The 19,605-nt window shown below is 53.5% G+C and carries 20 protein-coding genes; 8 read left to right on the top strand and 12 right to left on the bottom strand.

Translation table 11 applies throughout. The features are described from left to right. The first annotated feature begins 46 nt into the window (after positions 1 to 46). Entirely contained in the window at positions 47 to 1,390 is a 1,344-nt protein-coding gene (gene gdhA / locus L2725_RS00640; protein ID WP_346429376.1) for an NADP-specific glutamate dehydrogenase, read from the top strand. Positions 1,391 to 1,481: 91 nt separating this feature from the next. Here the strand turns inward: gdhA and L2725_RS00635 are convergent, their stop codons facing one another. From L2725_RS00635 to L2725_RS00625, 3 genes are read right to left on the bottom strand one after another with little or no spacing between them, the layout of a single operon-like run. Next, positions 1,482 to 2,780: a TRAP transporter large permease gene (locus L2725_RS00635; RefSeq protein WP_249247088.1), complete on the bottom strand. Its 1,299-nt coding sequence runs from the start codon at positions 2,778 to 2,780 to the stop codon at positions 1,482 to 1,484. Then, on the bottom strand, positions 2,773 to 3,291 hold the full coding sequence (locus tag L2725_RS00630) for a TRAP transporter small permease (protein ID WP_249247087.1): 519 nt from the start codon (positions 3,289 to 3,291) through the stop codon (positions 2,773 to 2,775). The genes L2725_RS00635 and L2725_RS00630 overlap by 8 nt, the downstream gene beginning before the upstream one ends. Next, positions 3,288 to 4,271: a TRAP transporter substrate-binding protein gene (locus tag L2725_RS00625; RefSeq protein ID WP_249247086.1), complete on the bottom strand. Its 984-nt coding sequence runs from the start codon at positions 4,269 to 4,271 to the stop codon at positions 3,288 to 3,290. The genes L2725_RS00630 and L2725_RS00625 overlap by 4 nt, the downstream gene beginning before the upstream one ends. Before the next feature lie 186 nt (positions 4,272 to 4,457). Between L2725_RS00625 and L2725_RS00620 the strand changes: the two genes are divergently transcribed. From L2725_RS00620 to L2725_RS00610, 3 genes are read left to right on the top strand one after another with little or no spacing between them, the layout of a single operon-like run. Beyond that, positions 4,458 to 5,219, top strand: a complete 762-nt coding sequence (locus L2725_RS00620; protein WP_249247085.1) for a 5-oxoprolinase subunit PxpA — start codon at positions 4,458 to 4,460, stop codon at positions 5,217 to 5,219. After that, complete coding sequence (pxpB, locus tag L2725_RS00615; RefSeq protein ID WP_249247084.1) at positions 5,220 to 5,930, top strand: 5-oxoprolinase subunit PxpB; 711 nt, start codon at positions 5,220 to 5,222, stop codon at positions 5,928 to 5,930. Next, positions 5,912 to 6,880 (top strand): 5-oxoprolinase subunit C family protein, encoded by a 969-nt coding sequence (locus L2725_RS00610; RefSeq protein ID WP_249247083.1) that lies wholly within the window; start codon positions 5,912 to 5,914, stop codon positions 6,878 to 6,880. Before pxpB ends, L2725_RS00610 begins: the two co-directional genes overlap by 19 nt. A 30-nt stretch (positions 6,881 to 6,910) precedes the next feature. On the opposite strand, the gene L2725_RS00605 is transcribed toward L2725_RS00610, so the two are convergent. Both L2725_RS00605 and L2725_RS00600 read right to left on the bottom strand, forming a co-directional pair. Continuing rightward, entirely contained in the window at positions 6,911 to 7,489 is a 579-nt protein-coding gene (locus tag L2725_RS00605; protein WP_249247082.1) for a peroxiredoxin family protein, read from the bottom strand. Between the two features lie 10 nt (positions 7,490 to 7,499). Continuing rightward, entirely contained in the window at positions 7,500 to 8,240 is a 741-nt protein-coding gene (locus tag L2725_RS00600; RefSeq protein ID WP_249247081.1) for a hypothetical protein, read from the bottom strand. Positions 8,241 to 8,406: 166 nt separating this feature from the next. Here L2725_RS00600 and L2725_RS00595 point away from each other — a divergent pair, with 166 nt between their 5' ends. Continuing rightward, positions 8,407 to 8,964, top strand: coding sequence for a MarR family winged helix-turn-helix transcriptional regulator (locus L2725_RS00595; RefSeq protein ID WP_249247080.1), 558 nt, complete (start codon positions 8,407 to 8,409; stop codon positions 8,962 to 8,964). An 18-nt stretch (positions 8,965 to 8,982) separates the two neighbouring features. Here L2725_RS00595 and L2725_RS00590 read toward each other — a convergent pair whose 3' ends face one another. The 4 genes from L2725_RS00590 to L2725_RS00575 all read right to left on the bottom strand — a co-directional run bounded on the left by L2725_RS00590 (position 8,983) and on the right by L2725_RS00575 (position 10,745). Beyond that, positions 8,983 to 9,213, bottom strand: a complete 231-nt coding sequence (locus L2725_RS00590) for a hypothetical protein (RefSeq protein ID WP_249247079.1) — start codon at positions 9,211 to 9,213, stop codon at positions 8,983 to 8,985. Between the two features lie 149 nt (positions 9,214 to 9,362). Then, entirely contained in the window at positions 9,363 to 9,596 is a 234-nt protein-coding gene (locus L2725_RS00585) for a hypothetical protein (protein WP_249247078.1), read from the bottom strand. A gap of 51 nt (positions 9,597 to 9,647) precedes the next feature. Beyond that, on the bottom strand, positions 9,648 to 9,902 hold the full coding sequence (locus L2725_RS00580; protein ID WP_249247077.1) for a hypothetical protein: 255 nt from the start codon (positions 9,900 to 9,902) through the stop codon (positions 9,648 to 9,650). A 141-nt stretch (positions 9,903 to 10,043) separates the two neighbouring features. Continuing rightward, positions 10,044 to 10,745 (bottom strand): oxidative stress defense protein, encoded by a 702-nt coding sequence (locus tag L2725_RS00575; protein WP_115138273.1) that lies wholly within the window; start codon positions 10,743 to 10,745, stop codon positions 10,044 to 10,046. A 258-nt stretch (positions 10,746 to 11,003) separates the two neighbouring features. On the opposite strand from L2725_RS00575, the gene rimO reads away from it, so the two are divergent. Beyond that, complete coding sequence (gene rimO, locus L2725_RS00570; RefSeq protein WP_249247076.1) at positions 11,004 to 12,419, top strand: 30S ribosomal protein S12 methylthiotransferase RimO; 1,416 nt, start codon at positions 11,004 to 11,006, stop codon at positions 12,417 to 12,419. 120 nt (positions 12,420 to 12,539) lie between these two features. Here the strand turns inward: rimO and pmbA are convergent, their stop codons facing one another. Beyond that, entirely contained in the window at positions 12,540 to 13,883 is a 1,344-nt protein-coding gene (gene pmbA, locus L2725_RS00565) for a metalloprotease PmbA (RefSeq protein WP_249247075.1), read from the bottom strand. Between the two features lie 192 nt (positions 13,884 to 14,075). On the opposite strand from pmbA, the gene yjgA reads away from it, so the two are divergent. Continuing rightward, positions 14,076 to 14,606 carry a ribosome biogenesis factor YjgA gene (yjgA, locus tag L2725_RS00560; protein ID WP_115138276.1) on the top strand — a complete coding sequence of 177 codons (531 nt, stop codon included), beginning with the start codon at positions 14,076 to 14,078 and terminating at the stop codon, positions 14,604 to 14,606. A 76-nt stretch (positions 14,607 to 14,682) separates the two neighbouring features. Continuing rightward, entirely contained in the window at positions 14,683 to 17,172 is a 2,490-nt protein-coding gene (locus L2725_RS00555; protein WP_249247074.1) for an Ig-like domain-containing protein, read from the top strand. 76 nt (positions 17,173 to 17,248) lie between these two features. Here L2725_RS00555 and L2725_RS00550 read toward each other — a convergent pair whose 3' ends face one another. Together L2725_RS00550 and L2725_RS00545 are read right to left on the bottom strand one after the other, a co-directional pair. After that, positions 17,249 to 18,397, bottom strand: coding sequence for an ABC transporter permease (locus L2725_RS00550; protein WP_249247073.1), 1,149 nt, complete (start codon positions 18,395 to 18,397; stop codon positions 17,249 to 17,251). Continuing rightward, the gene (locus tag L2725_RS00545) at positions 18,397 to 19,584 is read right to left on the bottom strand and encodes an ABC transporter permease (protein WP_249247072.1); all 1,188 of its coding nucleotides are present in this window, start codon (positions 19,582 to 19,584) and stop codon (positions 18,397 to 18,399) included. Before L2725_RS00545 ends, L2725_RS00550 begins: the two co-directional genes overlap by 1 nt. Positions 19,585 to 19,605: the final 21 nt, after the last annotated feature.

Genomic DNA, 19,605 nt, shown 5'->3' with positions numbered 1-19,605 from the left:
TAATAATCATGATTCTTCATCCTTTGTATTCCCACAGGAGCCCTAAATGAGCGCTGAGATGACTCTCGACAGCTTTCTTGCCACTGTTGCTGACCGCAACCCAAACCAGCCAGAATTCCTGCAGGCCGTGCGTGAAGTACTGACCTCTATCTGGCCCTATGTTCAGCAGCACCCTGAGTACCTGAATGCCGGTATTCTGGAGCGTTTGGTCGAGCCAGAGCGTCTGATCCAGTTCCGGGTATCCTGGGTTGATGATCAGGGTAAAGTGCAGGTAAACCGCGCTTTCCGTATCCAGCACAACTCAGCTATTGGCCCTTTCAAAGGCGGCATGCGTTTCCATCCGTCAGTTAACCAGTCAGTACTCAAGTTCCTGGCCTTCGAACAGACCTTTAAAAACGCCCTGACTACTCTGCCAATGGGCGGTGGTAAAGGCGGTAGTGACTTCGACCCGAAAGGCAAAAGCGAAGGCGAAGTTATGCGTTTCTGTCAGGCACTGATGCTGGAACTGTATCGTCACCTGGGCGCAGACACTGACGTACCGGCCGGTGATATCGGTGTTGGTGCCCGTGAAGTGGGCTATATGACAGGCATGATGAAAAAGCTGACCAACAGCGCCGAGTGTGTATTCACAGGTAAAGGCCTGTCTTTCGGTGGCAGCCTGATCCGTCCTGAAGCCACAGGTTATGGCGTGCTTTACTTCGTTGAAGCCATGCTGAAAGCCAAAGGTGAGACTCTGGAAGGCAAAACCATCGCTGTATCCGGCTCTGGTAACGTGGCTCAGTACGCCATCGAAAAGGCAATGGAGATGGGCGGCAAGGTAGTGACCGCGTCTGACTCCTCCGGCACAGTTTACGACCCGGAAGGCTTCACTCCTGAGAAGCTGGCTAAGCTGATGGAAATTAAGAACGAGCGCCGCGGCCGCGTATCAGACTATGCCCATGAGCTGGGTCTGGAATATGTGACTGGCGCGACGCCATGGCAGTTCCCGGTAGAGGTAGCACTGCCATGTGCGACTCAAAACGAGCTGAATGAAGAGCATGCCCGCCAGCTGATCGCGAATGGCGTTCGCTTTGTGGCTGAAGGCGCCAACATGCCAAGCACAGCTGAAGCTATTGTGCTGTTCCACGAAGCCAAAGTACTGTTCGCGCCGGGCAAAGCCGCCAACGCAGGTGGTGTAGCCACTTCAGGTCTGGAAATGAGCCAGAACGCACTGCGCCTGAGCTGGAGCCGTGAAGAGGTGGATCAGCGTCTGAAGGAGATCATGTACTCCATCCACGCCACCGCCGAGAAATATGGCCGTGACGGCGACCATATCAACTACGAGCTGGGTGCCAACGTCGCCGGTTTCGTAAAAGTCGCCGAAGCCATGAAGGCCCAAGGCGTTTACTAAGAGCGCGTTTATTAAGAGCGCGTTGGCTTAAAACGCTTCTCTGTAACTGAAAAAGAAAAGGGCCTTGCGGCCCTTTTTTATCGCTGAAATATCATGCCATGGATGCCGGCAGCGCTGTGACTATGCCCGGCCAGACCGTAATCAGCATACAGGCCAACAAAAGCAGCAGAAAGAAGGGCAAAGCGGCTTTGGCAATATAAAGCAGATCCCGGCCGGTGAGATCCTGAATAACAAACAGATTAAAGCCCACTGGCGGGGTGATTTGCGACATCTCCACCACCAACACTAGATAGATACCAAACCAGAGAGGATCTATCCCAGCCTGCTGCACCATGGGCAGCACCACTGAGGTGGTCAGCAATACCACGGATATGCCATCCAGAAAGCAGCCCAGCAATACAAATAGCAGGGTCAAGCAGGCCAATAACAGCAAGGGCGATAGCCCCATCGCCCCTATTTCAGAGGCCAACAGACTGGGCAATCCGATAAAACCCATCGCCAGGGTCAGGAACGCGGCTCCCGCCAGAATAAACAGGATCATGCAGGATGTTTTTACCGCCCCCATCAGGCTATCTTTAAAGTTCTGCCAGCTAAGCTCGCCACTCAGACCCGCCAGCAGCAGAGCCCCCAGAACGCCAAGTGCTGCGGCTTCTGTTGGGGTGACCAAACCGCCATAGATGCTGCCCAGTACAAACAGCACCAGTGCCGCCAGGGGCAACAGACCGATAAGGGCTTTGAACCTGGCTCCCCATGAGTAACGCTGGGATTCCCCGGGGACGCCTTCGGGATGTCTCAGTGCCCACAGCATGGTAAAGCCCATAAACAGGCCCACCAGCATAAGTCCGGGTAAGGCCCCGGCGATAAACAAACGGGCGATGGAAACCTCGGCGGCGACACCATACACAATCAAAATAATGGATGGCGGGATCAAAAGCCCAAGCGTACCTGAACCTGCCAGCGTGCCAAGCGCCATCTTATCGTCGTAACCGGCGCGTTTAAGTTCAGGCAGCGTCATACGACCTATGGTCGCTGCTGTTGCAGCGGATGAGCCGGACACAGCGGCAAAAATACCGCAGCTGAGAATGTTCATATGCAGCATACGGCCGGGCAAATTGGCCAGCCAGGGAGTCAGGCCCTCAAACAGGTTGCGGGCCAGCCGGGTTCGAAACAGTATCTCCCCCATCCAGATAAACAGAGGCAGGGCTGCCAGCGACCAGTCAGATACTGCGCCCCAGGTTGCCACCGCATAGTTAAGGCCAAACGCATCATTGCCCAGCAGTGCCATGCCCAACATGCCAACCATGATCAGGGTCAGGGCAATCCACAGACCGGCTGACAGCAGGGCAAACAGCGCCACCAGCAAAACAGCGCCTATCATCAACTCACTCATGGGCGGCACCTCCTGCACCTGAGGTTTCAGCTCCAGTGCCCATCAGCAATCCATCGAGCAGGCTCAGGGTGAACAGCCCCATGCCCAATGGCAGTGTCCATTGCACCCAAAACAGGGGAAATGCCAGATAACCAGTGGTGACCTCCTTAAACATCCAGGTTTCCCACACCATGTAGATCAGCTGCCAGGTCAGGTAAGCGGCAAACAGACTGGCCAGCAGAAGCACACCTGTCTCAACCCACTTTTGCCACTGGGGCGGCAAGCGGGTTATCACCAGACTCACACGGATATGGCCACCGTGACGAAAGGTGTAAGCCATGGCCATAAAGGCGGAGGTGGCCAGTAAATAGCCGCTGAGAGCGTCGGCTGCAGGCACAATAATGCCGAACCAGCGGCCAATAACCCGGGCAAGAATAAGCAGGCAGATAAGCAATATGGCCAGTGCGGAGACCAGTGCCCCCGACAGGTACAATCTATCCAGCCAAAGCCGCATTACTGAGGCAGACTTCATCTCGACGCCTCCCGCAACTGATAGAACTGATTAACCACGGCTTCTCCCTCAGCGCCAGCCTCCTTCAGCCAGTCCGCCGTCATTTGCACACCGATATCATTAAGCCCCTGCATCAAAGCCTGTGTCGGCAGGCTGACCTGCATTCCTTGCTCTGCCAGAGCTTTGGTCTTGGTCAGGGTTTCCTCTCTGGCCAGTTGCCATCCGCGCTTTTCAGCCTGGGCAGCGGCTGTCATCAGCGCCTGCTGGCTGACTGGGGGCAAACGTTCAAATGCCCTGAGATTCACCAGCACCAGATTCTTGGGCAGCCAGGCCTGAATATCTGTGTAGTGAGAGACATAGTCCCAGGATTGGGAACTGACCCCAGTGGTGGGAGAGGTGACCATCATATCTATCATGCCGGTGGAAAAGGCCTGGGGGATCTCCACCGTCTGCACTGTAGTGGGCTGAGTATTCAGCAGCAGCGCCATTTGCGAGGTGACTGGGCTGTAGGCCCGCATTCTGGCACCGGAGAAGTCATCCAATCCTGTGACCGGCTTTTGACTGTATAACCCCTGAGGCGGCCAGGGCACTGCGTACAGAAGTATCAGTCCATGGTGTGCCAGCGCCTGCTCCATAGCGGGTTTACTGACCTGGTACAGCTGCCAGGCAGAATCAAAATCTGTCGCCAGAAATGGCAGGTTATCCAGTTTGAACAGGGGATTTTCATTGCCCAGCAGGCCACCAAACACCTCCACCATGGGCACCAAACGACTGCGCACAGCTCTGGGCAGTTCATTATGTTTAAACAGGGAAGCGCCTGTATGCAGCACGATTCTGAACTGGCCATGACTGGCCTGCTCTACATCAGCCACAAACTGCTTCAGATTTTGGGTATGGTGGGTGGCATCACCATAAGGGGTGGGCATATCCCAGCGGACGCTGTCACTCTGCTTCTGGTCATTGTTGGCCATATGATTCGCGGCCACAGCCTGCTCGGGCATGGCAAACCCAGATAAGAGCGCAAAGAGTATGACAATGATGAGACTTCTGGCGGTCACTTTATCCAACTTGCTTCAGACTTTGCTAATTAGGGTGAAACCCTAAACTAACCATGCAGAAACCTTTTGACAACAAACCCATAGAATCCAATCATTATCAATAGGTACAAGACTCGGAAAAAAACAGAGATGAGCAGCAGGGTAAGACTGAATTGCGATATGGGCGAAAGCTTCGGTCAATGGCCGATGGGACAGGATGCGGCTGTCATGCCCCATATTCAGCAGGCCAATATTGCCTGTGGCTTTCATGCCTCCGATCCCGACGTCATGACTGCCACGGCCAAACTGGCGCTGGAACACAAGGTCAGCATAGGTGCCCACCCCGGCTATGCCGATCTGCAGGGTTTTGGTCGCCGCCATATCCCCCACTCTCTGGAACAGATCAAACACCTTATCGCCTACCAGGTGGGCGCCTTGATGGGACTGACCTGTCAGGTGGGAGCTCAAGTGGATTACGTCAAACCCCATGGTGCTCTGTACAACCTGATGATGGCCGACAGCCAGGTGTTCAGCGCCATACTGGCGGCAGTTGCACAATTGCCCGGTAAGCCTGCGCTTATGGTGCTGAGCCGTGCCGATAACAGTGAATATCAAGCCCTGGCGGCGGACGCCGGAGTGCCACTGCTGCTGGAAGCTTTTGCCGACCGGGCTTACACCCGGGAGGGGTTACTGGTCCCACGCAATGAACCGGGCGCAGTGCTGGCAAGCAATACCGATATTCTGCGACAAACCGCCTTGCTGGCAGCCGGTTCCGTGATGACTCAGGACGGCGGCCTGCTGAAACTTGAAGTGGACAGTATCTGTGTGCACGGCGATAACCCGGCTTCGATTCAGACCATAGCGGATATCGCTGCCCAACTGAGCGGCAAATCCCCGCTGAGCAATACATAAATGTCACAGTCACCCAATGCACCAGAGGTGATTCAAATTGGCGAGGCCCAGCTGCTAGTTAGATTTGCTGAGGCGATAGATACTGCCCTACCCGCTCGCATTGCCGCGCTATCGACATCGCTGAAGCAGCGCTTTGGCAATGCTTTACTTGAGCTTGTGCCCTCCTACACCACACTGCTGATTGAATACCATCCGCTGAAGCTGTCGCCGCTGGAACTTTCCACATCAATACCCACATTGTGGATACAGGCTCAGGCAGTGGAGTCTGTCGGCACACTGCACCGACTGCCGGTACTTTATGGCAGCCGTTATGGGCCTGATCTGGCCGCCCTTGCCCAGGCCAAAGGACTCTCTCCCGAAGAAGTTATCAAGCTGCACACAGGCAGACGCTACACAATATGTGCCATTGGCTTCGCGCCGGGCTTCGCCTTTCTGGGCGAAGTGGATAACGCCATCCGCCATCCCCGTCACTCCGCGCCCAGGCTCAGCATTCCCAAAGGCAGTGTCGGCATCGCCGAGGCACAAACTGCTGTGTATCCCGATGCCTCACCGGGAGGCTGGCAGATTATTGGTAACTGCCCACTGACCCTGTTCAATCCGGACAATGAGCCTATGACACCATTTATCGCCGGTGACAGCGTGGAGTTTTATCAGGTCACAGAGGAGCAATTTATCGAACTGGGAGGCGAGCCATGCCCGGTTTGGAAGTAGCGCCATCAGGTCTGGAAGTACTTCAACCCGGTCCACTGACCCTGATCCAGGATCCCGGTCGCTTTGGCGTGGCAGGGCTGGGCTTGAGTCAGGGCGGTCCCATGGACTTGCACGCCTTTTGTTGGGCCAATCGCCTGCTGGGCAACCCCATGTCTGCGGCAATGCTGGAGATCACTCTGGGTCAGGCCAGCTTTCTCGCCCATCAGGATATGACCTTATCCCTCTGCGGTGCCGATATGCAGGCAAGAATAGTCAGCAATGGGGAAGCAAGGCCACAGGCCAACTGGCGCAGCTTTCCCCTTAAGGCCAGCGAAGAGCTGCAACTGGGCGCTGCTGTCTCTGGTCTGAGGGCCTATCTGGCGGTTAAAGGGGGATTTCAAACCCAAGCAATATTGGGCAGCCGGGCTACAGTGGTGAGAAACAAGCTGGGGGGAATCAATGGTGAAAAACTCACCGAAGAAAACACCCTCGAAGTAAGTAATGACTCACAAACAAATCTTGATGTAAGCAGCAATAAGGTGCCTGATCGCTATCAGCCAAACTATTCAGACCCGGTTAGATTGGAGCTGCTGCACGGTCCACAGTACATGGATTATCCCCCGGAACAGCTGACTACTCTGTTTGACAGTCGCTATCGTATCAGTCCCAGCTCTGACCGTATGGGTATCAGATTTGAGGGGCAGGCAGTCCAAGCCGGTCCTGCAGGCATGATATCTGAGGGGATAAGTGCAGGTGCCATGCAGCTGCCGCCGGATGGACAGCCGATTATCCTGATGTCAGACAGACAAACACTGGGCGGCTACCCCAAGCCCTTTATCCTGAGTCGCTACTCCCAGTGGTGTCTGGCCCAGTGTATGCCGGGAACAGAGGTAAGCTTTGTCCCCGGCGATCTGACCCACGCATCAAAACAGTGGCAGGAGTTTGTCCGCTTTTTCGAGCTGTTTGAATAAACAAGCAGCTCGAAAGCGGTTAGCACTGCATCAGATGCGACAGCCATGCTCATCACAGACTGGCAGCTCCCCCTTTGTCTCATCAGGACTTGCTGTGGACTTATCTGTGTCAGTTGCAGACTGTTCACAAGCGACTGGCTCAGCCAGTAAACCTGCTATCAGATCTCCCAGTTGCAGCTCATCCAATGCGCCGAAGTGCTTAAGTCTGAGATGCCCCTGCCTGTCCAATACCAGATAGCTGGGCGTGCCCTGCAGACCATAGGCCGCCATGGTGGTGGGTACCGGCCCACTGCTGCCCGGCCGGTCAACAGCAACAGGGAAGCGGATACGGTATTCGTGCAGGAATGCCTGCAATGAAACAGGCTCCATGGCACTGTGGTGCTCAAATACCGTATGCAGACCAATAACCTGCACCTCAGTGTTTTGATAGAAAGCATCCAGCTTACGCATCAAAGGCAGGCCATGGCTGACACATCCCGGACACAGCATCTGAAAGGCATATATCACCACCACTTTGCCTTTCAGCGCATCAAGCGTCAGTGACTCAGAAGTATTGAACCACTGTGAGGTATCCAGCTCAGGTAACAAGCCATAGTCAGGATATTTCATTACATCCTCCTTATATTTTTCCTGGCAAGCTCAGGTCACCAGAGGCCACATCCATCACATCCACCACACAAAACAGTGGCGCGTGAATATTGGCGTTAACTCTCAAGCCTGCAGTGACACCATCATAGGAGACACCACTGAGCACATCAGCACTGGCGAAGGGGACTTTGATCTCCACAGTGTCCCCCTCAAGCACAGGGTCCCAGCCCGGGCTGTCCAGTAAAATCGGTAAGCCTGGCCAGGTGGCCGGTAATCTTGGGTTACTGCCTTCCGGAATATCTTTTACCGTCAGAGCCCCCGGCCCACAGCGTTCATCCGGTACCAATACCACCCAGTGACTGTGCCAGACTCCGCCATCATTACCTGTGTCATTGTCATTGTTCTCATCGAACAGTGGGGTATCGTCAAAGTCGGGATGGCTGGCCACCGCCAGTGCCAGAATGCCCGCGTCCTTATCAAATCCCACCTCATAGGCATTGATACTGGTCGGCCACACATAGGCGTAGGCTTCGGCACCACCCAACTTGCCATTCAAAGCTGGCTTGGCGCCACCAGCCGCGCCTTTCACTCCCATATGGAAGGTCGCGACATTGCCTTTGGCTGAGACCTTGGCATGCACTATGTCAAATGCCGAGCGCACCGCATTGTTGCTGTCCGCCTGGATACCGCCCTGATGTTTGTTGCCGTGTGCATCCGCCAGCGGGGAAGCCAGTGCAGCAGAGATGGCCAACGTAAGGGTTAGAGTTTTCATCTGTCAGTCCTCATTGCAAATTGAATCCGGTTTCCCACCCTCACAGACATAAACTCATCGGGTTGTAATCTGTTCAGGCTCAAACCTTATAGTTTCGAGTCGAAACAATAATAAACAAAGCCATAACCAATTGTCAACCTAGTATTGATTCGATACTATCTACTCCATGAATCAGGATATCTACCAAGTACAGTTCCTGCTGGAACGCATTACCGGTTTGCTGCGCAATGAGAGACGTCAGCTGCTGGCCGAATATGGCCTACAGCCTGTGCAGTTCGAGGCCCTGAACTATCTGGCCCACTGCAACCGTTACTCAGATACGCCCATGGCTGTGACAGAGTATCTGGGGCAAACCAAAGGCACAGTCTCACAGACCCTCAAGGTGCTGGAGACCAAGGGGCTGATCGTTAAACAGGGAGACAGTAAAGATAAGCGGGTCAGCCATTTAAAGCTGACCGAGGCGGGGAGTGAAATACTGGACACGCAACAGCTGTCACCTCAGCTGGCTCAGCTTGAAAGCCAATTGCTGAATGACTGTTATCAACCGCTGCAAAACCTGCTGACCTCAATGCAACAGGCCAATCAGTCGCGTCCATTCGGGCAATGCAGACAGTGTCGTCACAATACTGAGTTGGCCCAGGGACAATACCTGTGTGAGCTCACCAAAGAACCTTTGCAGGAACAGGAAACGCTGCTGCTGTGCCGGGAGTTTGAGCGCCCTTAATGGAGTTGGGTTTTGCCGCTAATGGCGGTTGCGCCAAAACCAGTCCATCAAACTGAACACAAACACCAGCATAAGAATCAATATAATCCAGCCGTCAGACTGATTGCCGTACTTTACTTCAGTCTGAACCGGTTGCTGGATACCCACAGCCTCCAGCTTGATTACAGCTTGAGACCCGGGTTGATAAAAAGCGGGATGGTGAGTTCCGGATTGCCACTCAACCTGATTTGACGAATGCTCATTAGCCATAAGCTCTTCCTCCCTGAAGTATGACATCACCTGAAGTTAATCCTGAAACCTCACTGCAAACAGCAAACTAAATCACATTTTAATTAAATTAAATCAAAACCTTAAAATCCAACAGTGATAGGTGGCGCCGGAATTGTAAGGGGAAACGGTCAGTGACGGTTGCGCCACATCCAATCCACCAGCAGCACCAAGACCAAAACCACCAAAGCCAGAGTAATCCAACCCTGGGAATGGTCGCCGTAATCCACCTCTTTCTGGTCGAGCACCTGCACATTTGTACTCACGTGTTGATGGTGCTTAGCAGAGGGGACGTAAAAAGCGGCAGGATGAAAGGCACCTGGATAAGGGATTTCATGCTGTTTATCTGATTCCGAATTCGCCATATCTCCTCCCTGATTTAGCCAATGCGGTTAGCGGTAAGTGGGCAGCCTGAGCTAGGTATTTGATTGGGTCTTTTTTCTGGCCAGGTCCCACAACCAATGCCATACAAACGCCAGAAACAGCAAGCCGCATAAGAGTGTCAGTTCATGGGATGACTGTTCGTTGTGCTGAATATTGTATAGCTGCGCTTCGTTGGCAACGCCCTGTGCCGTGCCAGCATATTCGACCTGATTGGTATTGGTCTCTCCGGAGTGCTTGCGACTGAGAGAAGACTCATACTTAACGTATGGGGGTAGAAAATCTGCCATAACAACTCCTTGTTAAGCCGAGCAGGAGTTCCGTCACTCCGTGCAGATTGGTACTTGTTCCAGCATATTACTTTGGTGTTAAAAAACAATGGGTGGCAGGTTATAAACCCGACACCCAGATAGATTATTCAATAGTCTGAATTAGTTGGATATTTTATAGGTCACTTCCACTCTGTCGGTCACAGTGATCTGAGCATTCTGGTAGCTTTCACCCACAGCGTCATTCATCGCTCTGGCCGCCTTATACATCACTGGACGGATGGGTTGCTGTTCAAAGTAACGGATCTGCCATACCCCATCTAATTCTTCACCGAAGCCGTCAGCTACAGCTTTAGCCTTGGCCTTGGCATCTTTAATGGCAGCCAAACGGGCTTCAGCCTTCAGCGCCTCCATATTGCTGGCTTTGAACTCAATATTGTTGATGCGATTAATACCCTCGCTCAAAGCTGAGTCCAACAGTCCATTCAACATAGGCAACTTACGCACCATAACAGTGACATCACGGCTGGCCTGATAGCCGGTCAGCTCAGGCGACTTACCCTGTTGGTATTTGTATTGAGGCTGCAGGTTGATATTGGCGCTCTGAATATCCTTCTGGCTCAAACCCGCCTTTTTCAGTTGCTTGATAAAGTTGGCAACCGCTTTGTCAGATGCCTGCTTGGCAGCGGCGGCAGACTGCTCGGTCACACTCACCTGCACATGGATAACCGCCATATCCGGCACAGCAATCACTTCGCCCACACCAACAGTTTCCAGGTGCGGGAAGTCAGGAACATCGGCAAACACAGGGGCAGAGGCAAACAATACAGAACCCAAAACGGCGGCAATCACAGAATGTTTCATATAAAGACTCCAAAAAAATCTAAACAGGTTTTTGACTTGATTTACCCCTATAAACGGGCCGATTCAGAAAAGGGGTTATTTTTTTCAAAAAAAATTTTCGTCCGTGAAAAGCTTTCCTAGATAAGGGTGTTTTTTAACCACTCACTCTGTATCTTTATATTGGTTCGGGTATAATCCCGCGCCTGACGCGCCGTACCTCAACTTGCAGGATAATCGGCCATTTGCATCACTCAGTATTCAGAGAATATACGCAACGCTATGACAGTCGAAACCTTTAATCCAAAACAAACCACCACGCTGGAAACAGCGGAAAAGACCCTGGCCAGCGCCACTCCGGATGACAGCATCTGCAACGGCAAGCGCATCGGTTTTGTGTCTCTGGGTTGCCCAAAGAACCTGGTGGACTCAGAGCGGATTTTGACCCAGTTGCGTATCGACGGCTATGAAGTGGTTAACACCTACCACAATGCCGATCTGGTGATCGTTAACACCTGTGGCTTTATCGATGCCGCAGTGGAAGAGTCACTGGATGCCATTCGTGAAGCACTGGAAGAAAACGGCAAGGTACTGGTTACCGGCTGTCTGGGTGCCAAAGAAAACCAGATCCGTCAGGTATACCCTGATGTACTGGAGATCACCGGCCCGCACAGCTATGAAGAAGTGCTCAAGCACGTACACAAGTATGTGCCCAAGCCAGAACACAACCCTTTCACCAGCCTGGTTCCTCAGACTGGCGTTAAGCTGACGCCCAAGCACTATGCTTACCTGAAGATTTCTGAAGGCTGTGACAACCGTTGTACTTTCTGCATCATTCCTGAGCTGCGTGGCGATCTGGACAGCCGTGGTGTCGGCAGCGTGCTGGATGAAGCCAAGCGTCTGGTGGAAAGTGGCGTTCAGGAGGTTCTGGTGGTGAGCCAGGACACCTCTGCCTATGGTAAAGACAATGGCGGCCGTACCGATTTCTGGAATGGTATGCCGGTTAAGCAGGACATCACCTCACTGGCCCGCCAGTTGGGTAAGATGGGTGCCTGGGTGCGTCTGCACTATGTTTACCCATACCCCTGGGTTGATGAGCTGATCCCACTGATGGCAGAAGGTCTGATCCTGCCATATCTGGATCTGCCGCTGCAGCACGCCAGCCCAAGGGTACTTAAGATGATGAAGCGTCCGGGTCGTGTTGACCGTCAGTTGGATGCCATCAAGAGCTGGCGCGAGATCTGTCCGGATCTGGTTATCCGCTCCACCTTTATCGTTGGCTTCCCGGGTGAAACCGAAGAGGACTTCGAAATCCTGTTGGACTTCCTGCGTGAAGCCAGACTGGATCGCGTGGGTTGCTTCAAGTACTCAGAAGTGGAAGGCGCAGTCGCCAACACTCTGGGTGAGCTTATCAGCGACGAAGTGAAAGAAGACAGATACCGCCGGTTTATGGAAGTTCAGGCAGAGATCAGCGCCGAGCGCCTGGCCCGCCTGGTCGGTCGCGAACTGGACATTCTGATCGATGATGTCGATGAAGAAGGTGCTATCGGTCGCTCATACGCCGACGCTCCTGAGATCGACGGTATGGTGTTCCTGAATGGCGAAACCGAACTGACACCGGGTGATATGGTACGCGCCGTGATTACTCACTCAGATGAGCACGATCTGTGGGCTGAAATGGTGCAGCTGCAAGACTAAAATAAGGTCCTGGGATCGAGATTCGAGAGCGCGGCAAGCCGCTTCGAGAAACTAAAAAAGCGAGTACTGATAAGGTACTCGCTTTTTTGTTTTAGGCCCTAGGTTCTAGGGTCTAGGTTCTCAGTTACCGGCGATCTTCATCTCGTCCAGCAGAATACCGCCGGTACGAATGGCGCTGCGATAATCTCTGTCGCTGGCCACAGCCTGAATATTGCGGAACATATCCTTCAGGTTACCCGCCATGGTGATCTCTTCTACCGGGAACAGGATCTCGCCATTCTCCACATAGAAACCGGCTGCCCCACGGGAGTAATCACCGGTGACCATGTTAACACCCTGGCCCATAACCTCAGTGACAATCAAGCCTGTGCCCATTGCTTTCACCAGCTCATCAAAGGTCTGGCCGCTGTCACCCACAGTCCAGTTGTAGATACCACCGGCGTGACCTGTATTCACCATACCCAGTTTACGGGCTGAGTAACTGGTCAGCAGGTAAGTTTCCAGCATGCCGGCGCTGATGATATCGCGATCTTTGGTCGCGACACCTTCACTGTCATAAGGTGCGCTTGAAAGGCCAGCCAACAGGTGTGGCTGCTCTGCAATATTGAACCATTCAGGGAACAATTGAGTGCCCAGAGAGTCCTGCAGGAAGCTGGACTTACGGTACAGGCTACTGCCACTGATGGCACTGATCAGATGTCCCATCATGCCGGTAGAGATCTCCGGGCTCAGCAGCACAGGCAACTTGGTGGTGGCAATCTTGCGACCGCCCAAACGGCCCACTGTCTTCATGGCGGCTTTGGCACCAATCTCGGCAGCAGGGGCCAGTTCGCCGTATTTACGGGATACAGTGTAATCGTAATCACGCTGCATATTGCCCTGCTCATCTTCGCCGATCACCACACAGCTCAGGCTGTAACGTGAGCTGGCATAGCCATTGAGGAAGCCATGGCTGTTACCGTACACCTTGATGCCGGTATGGGCATTGGCGCTGGCACCGTCAGAGTTGGTAATACGGCTGTCGGCAGACATGGCTGCATCTTCGGTGGCAATGGCCAGTTCAGCCAGAGTCTCCGGCAACAAATCCTGCGGGTGGTACAGATCCAGATCCGGAAACTCTGTTGCCATCAGTTCTTTGTCAGACAGACCGCTGAAGCTGTCTTCGCCTGTATAACGGGCAATATCATTGGCCGCCTGAACCGCCTGACGAATCGCTTCCGGGCTCAGATCCGAGGTAGAGGAACTGCCTTTACGACCGTCCCGATACAGAGTGATCCCCAAAGCACCATCCTTGTTGAACTCCACGGTCTCTACCTCTTTCAAACGAGTAGATACCGACAAGCCCTGTTGCTTACTGATAGCAACTTCGGCGTCACTGGTGCCCAATTCCCTGGCGTAGTCCAGTGCCATGGCGACAGCTTCTTTCAGCGCCCCCAGTTCATGTTCAATATTGTTTGACGACACGTCTTGTCTCTTCACTGATCTATGTTGGCCTAAGCATAACAGTCAGGCAGATACCATTCCACTGACATAAAGTGTAGAGAAGCCGGTTTAACATATTGTTCTGGTTAAAGTATCGCCAGCACTGAGATTGCTTTAGGCGAAAGCCTGAGCGGGATGTTAATATTAGCGCCATATTGATAGTGAGGTTTTCCCATGAATATCGTTGGCGATTCAGAACATTTTAAGCAGCCCTACGACAATGATGATGACTACATCAGCAAGACGTCATACAAGAAAGAAAGTGCAGATCTGCAGGAAGCTGGCCTTAAGCTGGTTAACCTGAGCAAGAGCCAGCTGGAAAAGCTGGAGCTGAGCGAAGAACTGTATGACGCCCTGATGGCCATCAAGAAGATTAAGCCAAAGACCGAAGCTTACCGTCGTCAGGTACAGTTTATTGGCAAAGTTATGCGTAACGAAGATGTCGAGCAATTGGAAGTACACCTGGCCAACTTGCTTAACAAAAACAACAATGAAGCAGCAAAAATCCAGATTTTTGAGAAACTTCGGGATAAACTGTTAAGTGATGGAGATGCTGAGATCCAGCTTTTGTTGGAAGAACACCCACATCTCGACAGGCAGAAGCTGCGTCAGTTGGTTCGGTCAGGTAACAAAGAGCTGGCCAAGGGACCCGAATCCAAATCAGCCACTGAGCTGTTTAAGTACCTGCGCAGCGAGATTGAATAACCACAGGAAGGTGTCCTGCGTATTATTAACGGGGCCATGTATGCACCTTCCTTAAGACTTCTACAAGGAAGTGACCATGCAACGAGATTTTCGTTATGGTGTGGCGGCACTGGCCGCCATGGGATTGATAGGGTGCAATGGTGCCGCTGATGGTACAGACCCAACGGGTGATAATGGCAGTTACAGCCTGACCATCAAATTCCAGACCCGGGTCGACGGGGTATGTGGCGAGACCACAGACACCCAGAGCTTTAATGCCGGCGACAGCTTCTGTGCTGTCGCTTCTCTTTCCAAAGGTTCCAGTCCCCAGTCCGGGGAAATCATCGACTTCAGTACTACATTGGGCAGCCTTTCGGCAGCCACAGCCCTTACCTCGGCCGATGGTAAAGCCACTCTGGTAGTCAGCAACCCTGATGCAGCCCAGGGCGCAGGCACTGCAAGTGTGTCCTTTACGCCTGATGAAGGCGATTCCCTGCGAGCCAATCGCAACTTTGAGTTTGTGGGAGAGCCAACGCCACCGACAGCAACACTTCCCAGCCTGAACGCCAGTATTCTCCAGTCTGGCGAAGCCGTGACCCGTTTTCGGGTAGATGAAGCCGTGCAGCTGCAAGCCAAACTGACCGACAACGAGGGCAACGGCCTGGCCAATCAATTGGTTACTTTCAGTGCGGGCAACGCCTCTCTCACCCCCAATACCGCATTGACCTCTGAAACTGGAGTTGCACAGGTCAGCTATACCCCGGCTGAAGCAGAGTTGGGAGCACACAGCCTGACCGTCTCAGCCGAGATCAACGGCAACCCGTTGACGGGTGCCAGCCTGTATGAAGTGATCGCCAAAGATGCCATAGGTACAGATGGCATACTGAAACTGGGCTACTTTGATGGCAGTGATTTTGTTGAAGGCAAACTGAAAACGACTCTGACTGCCAATGCCGATGGCAAATATGTGGTCAGTGCCGGGGGCTCCTTCGGCATTACCGCAACTCTGGTCAGTGAAGCCAGTGACGGCAGCATTACTCTGGTGCAAACACCTTCCAGCATCAGTTTCAGCTCAGACTGTGTGACCGCTGAAGCTGCAACACTGGACTCCCCTGTCACCACCCTGTCCGGCAGTGCCGACTCCACCTTCCAGGATGTCAGCTGCAGTGGCAACAGTGAGCGGGACGACCAGATAGTGGCAACCACGCTTGCAGGTAATGAGACCCTGACCGCCACCCTGCCATTTTCACTGGCACGTCAAACCCTGGCCAATCTGAGCTTTGTTTCTGCTGAGCCCAGCAGCATACGTATCAAAGGCAGCGGCGGGACAGATGCCAGCGAGTCTTCACTGGTGACCTTCAAAGTATCCAGTGCCAATGGTCAGGGTGCCGCCCAGCAGGAAGTGGACTTCAGCCTGGACACTGTGGTCGGCGGTATCACCTTTGCCAATGGCGAGATCACCGACTCCAGCCTGACCAATGCAGAAGGTCTGGTGAGCGTGCGGGTATTGGCGGGCACAGTGCCAACACCGGTTCGCATTCAGGCTTCAGCCACCGACGGTGACTCAGGCGAAACCATAGTGACTCAGTCAGAGCAGTTGTCGATCAACACTGGCTTGCCTCAGCAGTTGAGCATGAGTCTGGCGACCTCCAATGCCAATCCGGAGACAGACAACACAGACGGTGTTGAAGTCACCATCACAGCCCGATTGGCCGACAGCTTTGGTAACCCTGTTCCCAACGACACCACGATCAACTTCACCACTGAGGGCGGCCAGATACAGCCAAGCTGTGTGACCTCGGGAGGCGGCTGTAGCGTCACCTGGACGTCGGCCAACCCAAGGGTTCCTGATCACAGAATCACTGTGATGGCCTATGCCCTGGGTCATGAGACCTTCTTCGATACCAATGGCAATAACATCTTTGATGCCGCCGATGGCAGTGCCGTGGTCGCCTGTTTGGATGGCTCAGGTAATGCGGCAAGCTGTAGTGGTAACGGCATGGACAGAGAAGCCTATATGGCATCCGGCTTCAGCGATCTTCCCGATGCCTTCAGGGATGACAATGAAAACTTCAGCTATGATGCCGGAGAGAAGTTCTTTAACACTCAGGGCAGCAACAGCTATGGCGCAGCCGATGGCAAGTTTAACGGTCCTCAGTGCGAAGGCAGTCTGTGTGGTGAAGATCAGGCGAATAAAACCTATGTGCGTAAAGCTCTGGTGATGACCATGTCCGGTTCAGCCGCCTTCTTTACCATTTCCCAGGACGGCACAGAGATTTATAACAGCGCCAGTGGAACTGTGTCAGCCTCACCGATAAGTCCTAATGGTTCGTCATCATTCACAGTCCGTCTGTATGACAGCGCCAATCAGATCATGCCTTCGGGAACCAGTGTCGAAGTCTCCGCAGATGCAGGTACTGTTAGCTTCAATGGTTACACTGTGCCAAAAGGCAACTCCGATGGCGGTATTCAAACAGGCTTCAGCCTGAAACATGATGGCGAGGCCGGAGTAGCCAATGTCAGCATTCAGGTGTCCACTCCTGCAGGTATCAGAACCACACTGACGCTGCCAGTTACTCTGCTGTAATCCTCTACAGGACGGGACACAAGCAAATAAAAAAGCCAGACAGTGAGTCTGGCTTTTTGTTGGCGGCATCTTGTTGTTAATCCAACTTGCTTCTATGGTGCCGGATGCCCCACCAGGCAAGAGGGGCAAAGACAATCAACAGCCCCCACATATGCAGCCAGTAGGGCAGTATCTGACTCCAGCTAACGCCCATCTGATTCATCTCCAACATCCCCATAATTGCCGGGGTTACCGGGAAGATCTGCGACAGCCACACCAAAGGCTCGGGGATCAATGACAAGGGCCACACAAAGCCAGAGGCGAACAGGATAGGCATCGACAGCAATAGCAGCACCTGAGTCGGCTGTTCCCGCTTGGTAAACAGGGCACTGAAGGCAATCCCCACCACAGTGGTCGCCAGCAAAAATGGCAGCAACAGCAAACCCACCTCGGTGGCGCTGGCCATTAGATTGGCACCGTACCAGTAGTAACACCAACCCACATAGTAGGCGGTAAAGACAGAGTAGATCAGCATAAAGGCGAGCATACGACCACCCAGCAGCATCAGGGGTGAAACCTGGTCCCAGTAGCCCTTGTTGCGCCACTGACCGGCACCGAGAATACCTATCCCCACCAGCATGGTTTGCTGCAGGATCAACAAAAACAACCCAGGCACCACATAAGGTGTGTAGCCCAGCGACAGGTTAAAAGCGGGTACTGAGTTGATATCCAGCGGATTTAACTGCAACTCGGCCGCCACCGGGTTGGTACCGCGACTGGTCAAAGCCTGCCACTTAAGCTCGGTGGCAAAGTCCATCCCCACATCCACCAGCCCCTCGGCAATGGCCGAATACACCAGGAAGTAGCTGGCATCGCCGCCAATGGCCAGGGTCGCCCCCTTACCCAACTTCACATCCCGGCTGAAATGCTCAGGGATCACCAGCAGGCCATGGGCCTGGATACCCTCTTTAGGCAGCGCAATCCAGTTTGCTGCTTCCGGAATACTGCCCACCGTCCCCACCACTTCCAGCTTGGGGCTGGCATTGGCATGGCGAATAAGTTCGCGGCTCAGACTGCTACGGTCCAAATCCACCACCACTATCGCCTGTCTGGTTGGTACTTCATGCAGGTAAGGCAAGGGGTAAAGTACTGAGTAAAACAGCACGCCGCCGAACAGGGTGATGGCAATGGCTTTATCTGTCGCTATGGCTTTGAGCTCAAGCCAAACCAGTTTCCAGATACTCATCAGGCCTCCTCCCCGGACGGCTTGGAAGAGCCGGTATTGGTCACCACAAGTGCATTGTTTTGCCACTGACGTTTACGCAGTGTCGCCAACGCACCGATAGGAACAAGCAGGAGCAAAAAGCCCCAGTAACCTGTGAGTTCGTTGAGCACATCTGCTCCGCCCAGGCCATAACTGACCACTGCAATCTGGGATTCGATATAGTGACTCGATGGCATCAATATCCGCCACAACTTGGCTAACTCCGGCATCTCATGCACAGGGAAAGTCGCCCCCATAAAGGCAAATGCCGGAGCAAATAAAGCGGTACAGAAACTGACAACCCTGGCCTTGTCCTGCAGCAGGAAGAAAATGGTCGAAACCCACAGGAATACAGCAGACAGCATTACCGCCTGCGCCAGCACCAGCCAACCAAAGCCACCATTGATGGGCATACCCTGATAGCCATAGAGGAACACCATCATCACAGCACTTTGTAGCAAGGCCAGTGGCAAATACACCAGCCACTTAACCGTGAGGTTACTGCCCCAATTAGCCAGCCAGTTACCATAGCCGCTGGTGTCCAGCTCCCGATTCAGGGCGTTGACAAAAATCAGCATGCCGACAATCTGAAACAGGGCGATAAAAAGTGGTGGCATCAAAAAAGCCACATAGTTGCTGGCCTGGTTATACAGAGGCGTGATCTGGAACTGGACAGGACTGACATTCACCCCGACCTGCACACTGGGCACGCCTTTGGCCAGCAGTTGAGTGCGGGCCAATTGCTGCAGCGCCGGCGCCAGACTCTGCTGCAGGTTGCTGTTCAGCAGTTTTCCCACCAAGAGGAACTGGCCGTTGTAGCGGATCTCCAGCGTCGGTTGTTTACCACTTTGCAAACCGGCACTGAACTGGCTTGGGATAATCACCATGCCAAACACCTTGCCCCGCTTCATGGCATCAATGGCATCAGCCTCAGAATTATAAGAAAGCGGTAAGCTGGCAGGACTGGCCTGAATGTGGCGACCAAGCGCCCTGCTGAGCTGGGTTTGATCCAAATCCACCAGGGCAACCGGCAGCTCTCTGGGCACGGCAGCAGAAAAAAGCCCCCACAACCCCAGCGCCAGCAACAAAGGCAGGTAGCTGACCAGGGCCAGTAACCAGGGATCCTTCAGCATCGAGTGCCATTCGCGACGAATAGGCTCCAGCATCATCTATCCATACCTTTTCGCAGT

Origin of the sequence: Shewanella corallii (genome assembly GCF_023349125.1) — a bacterium.
In the GTDB taxonomy this organism is placed as follows: Bacteria; Pseudomonadota; Gammaproteobacteria; order Enterobacterales; family Shewanellaceae; genus Shewanella; species Shewanella corallii.
Note: the sequence above shows the minus strand (reverse complement) of the source record. Positions and strands in the feature narration are given on the sequence as shown.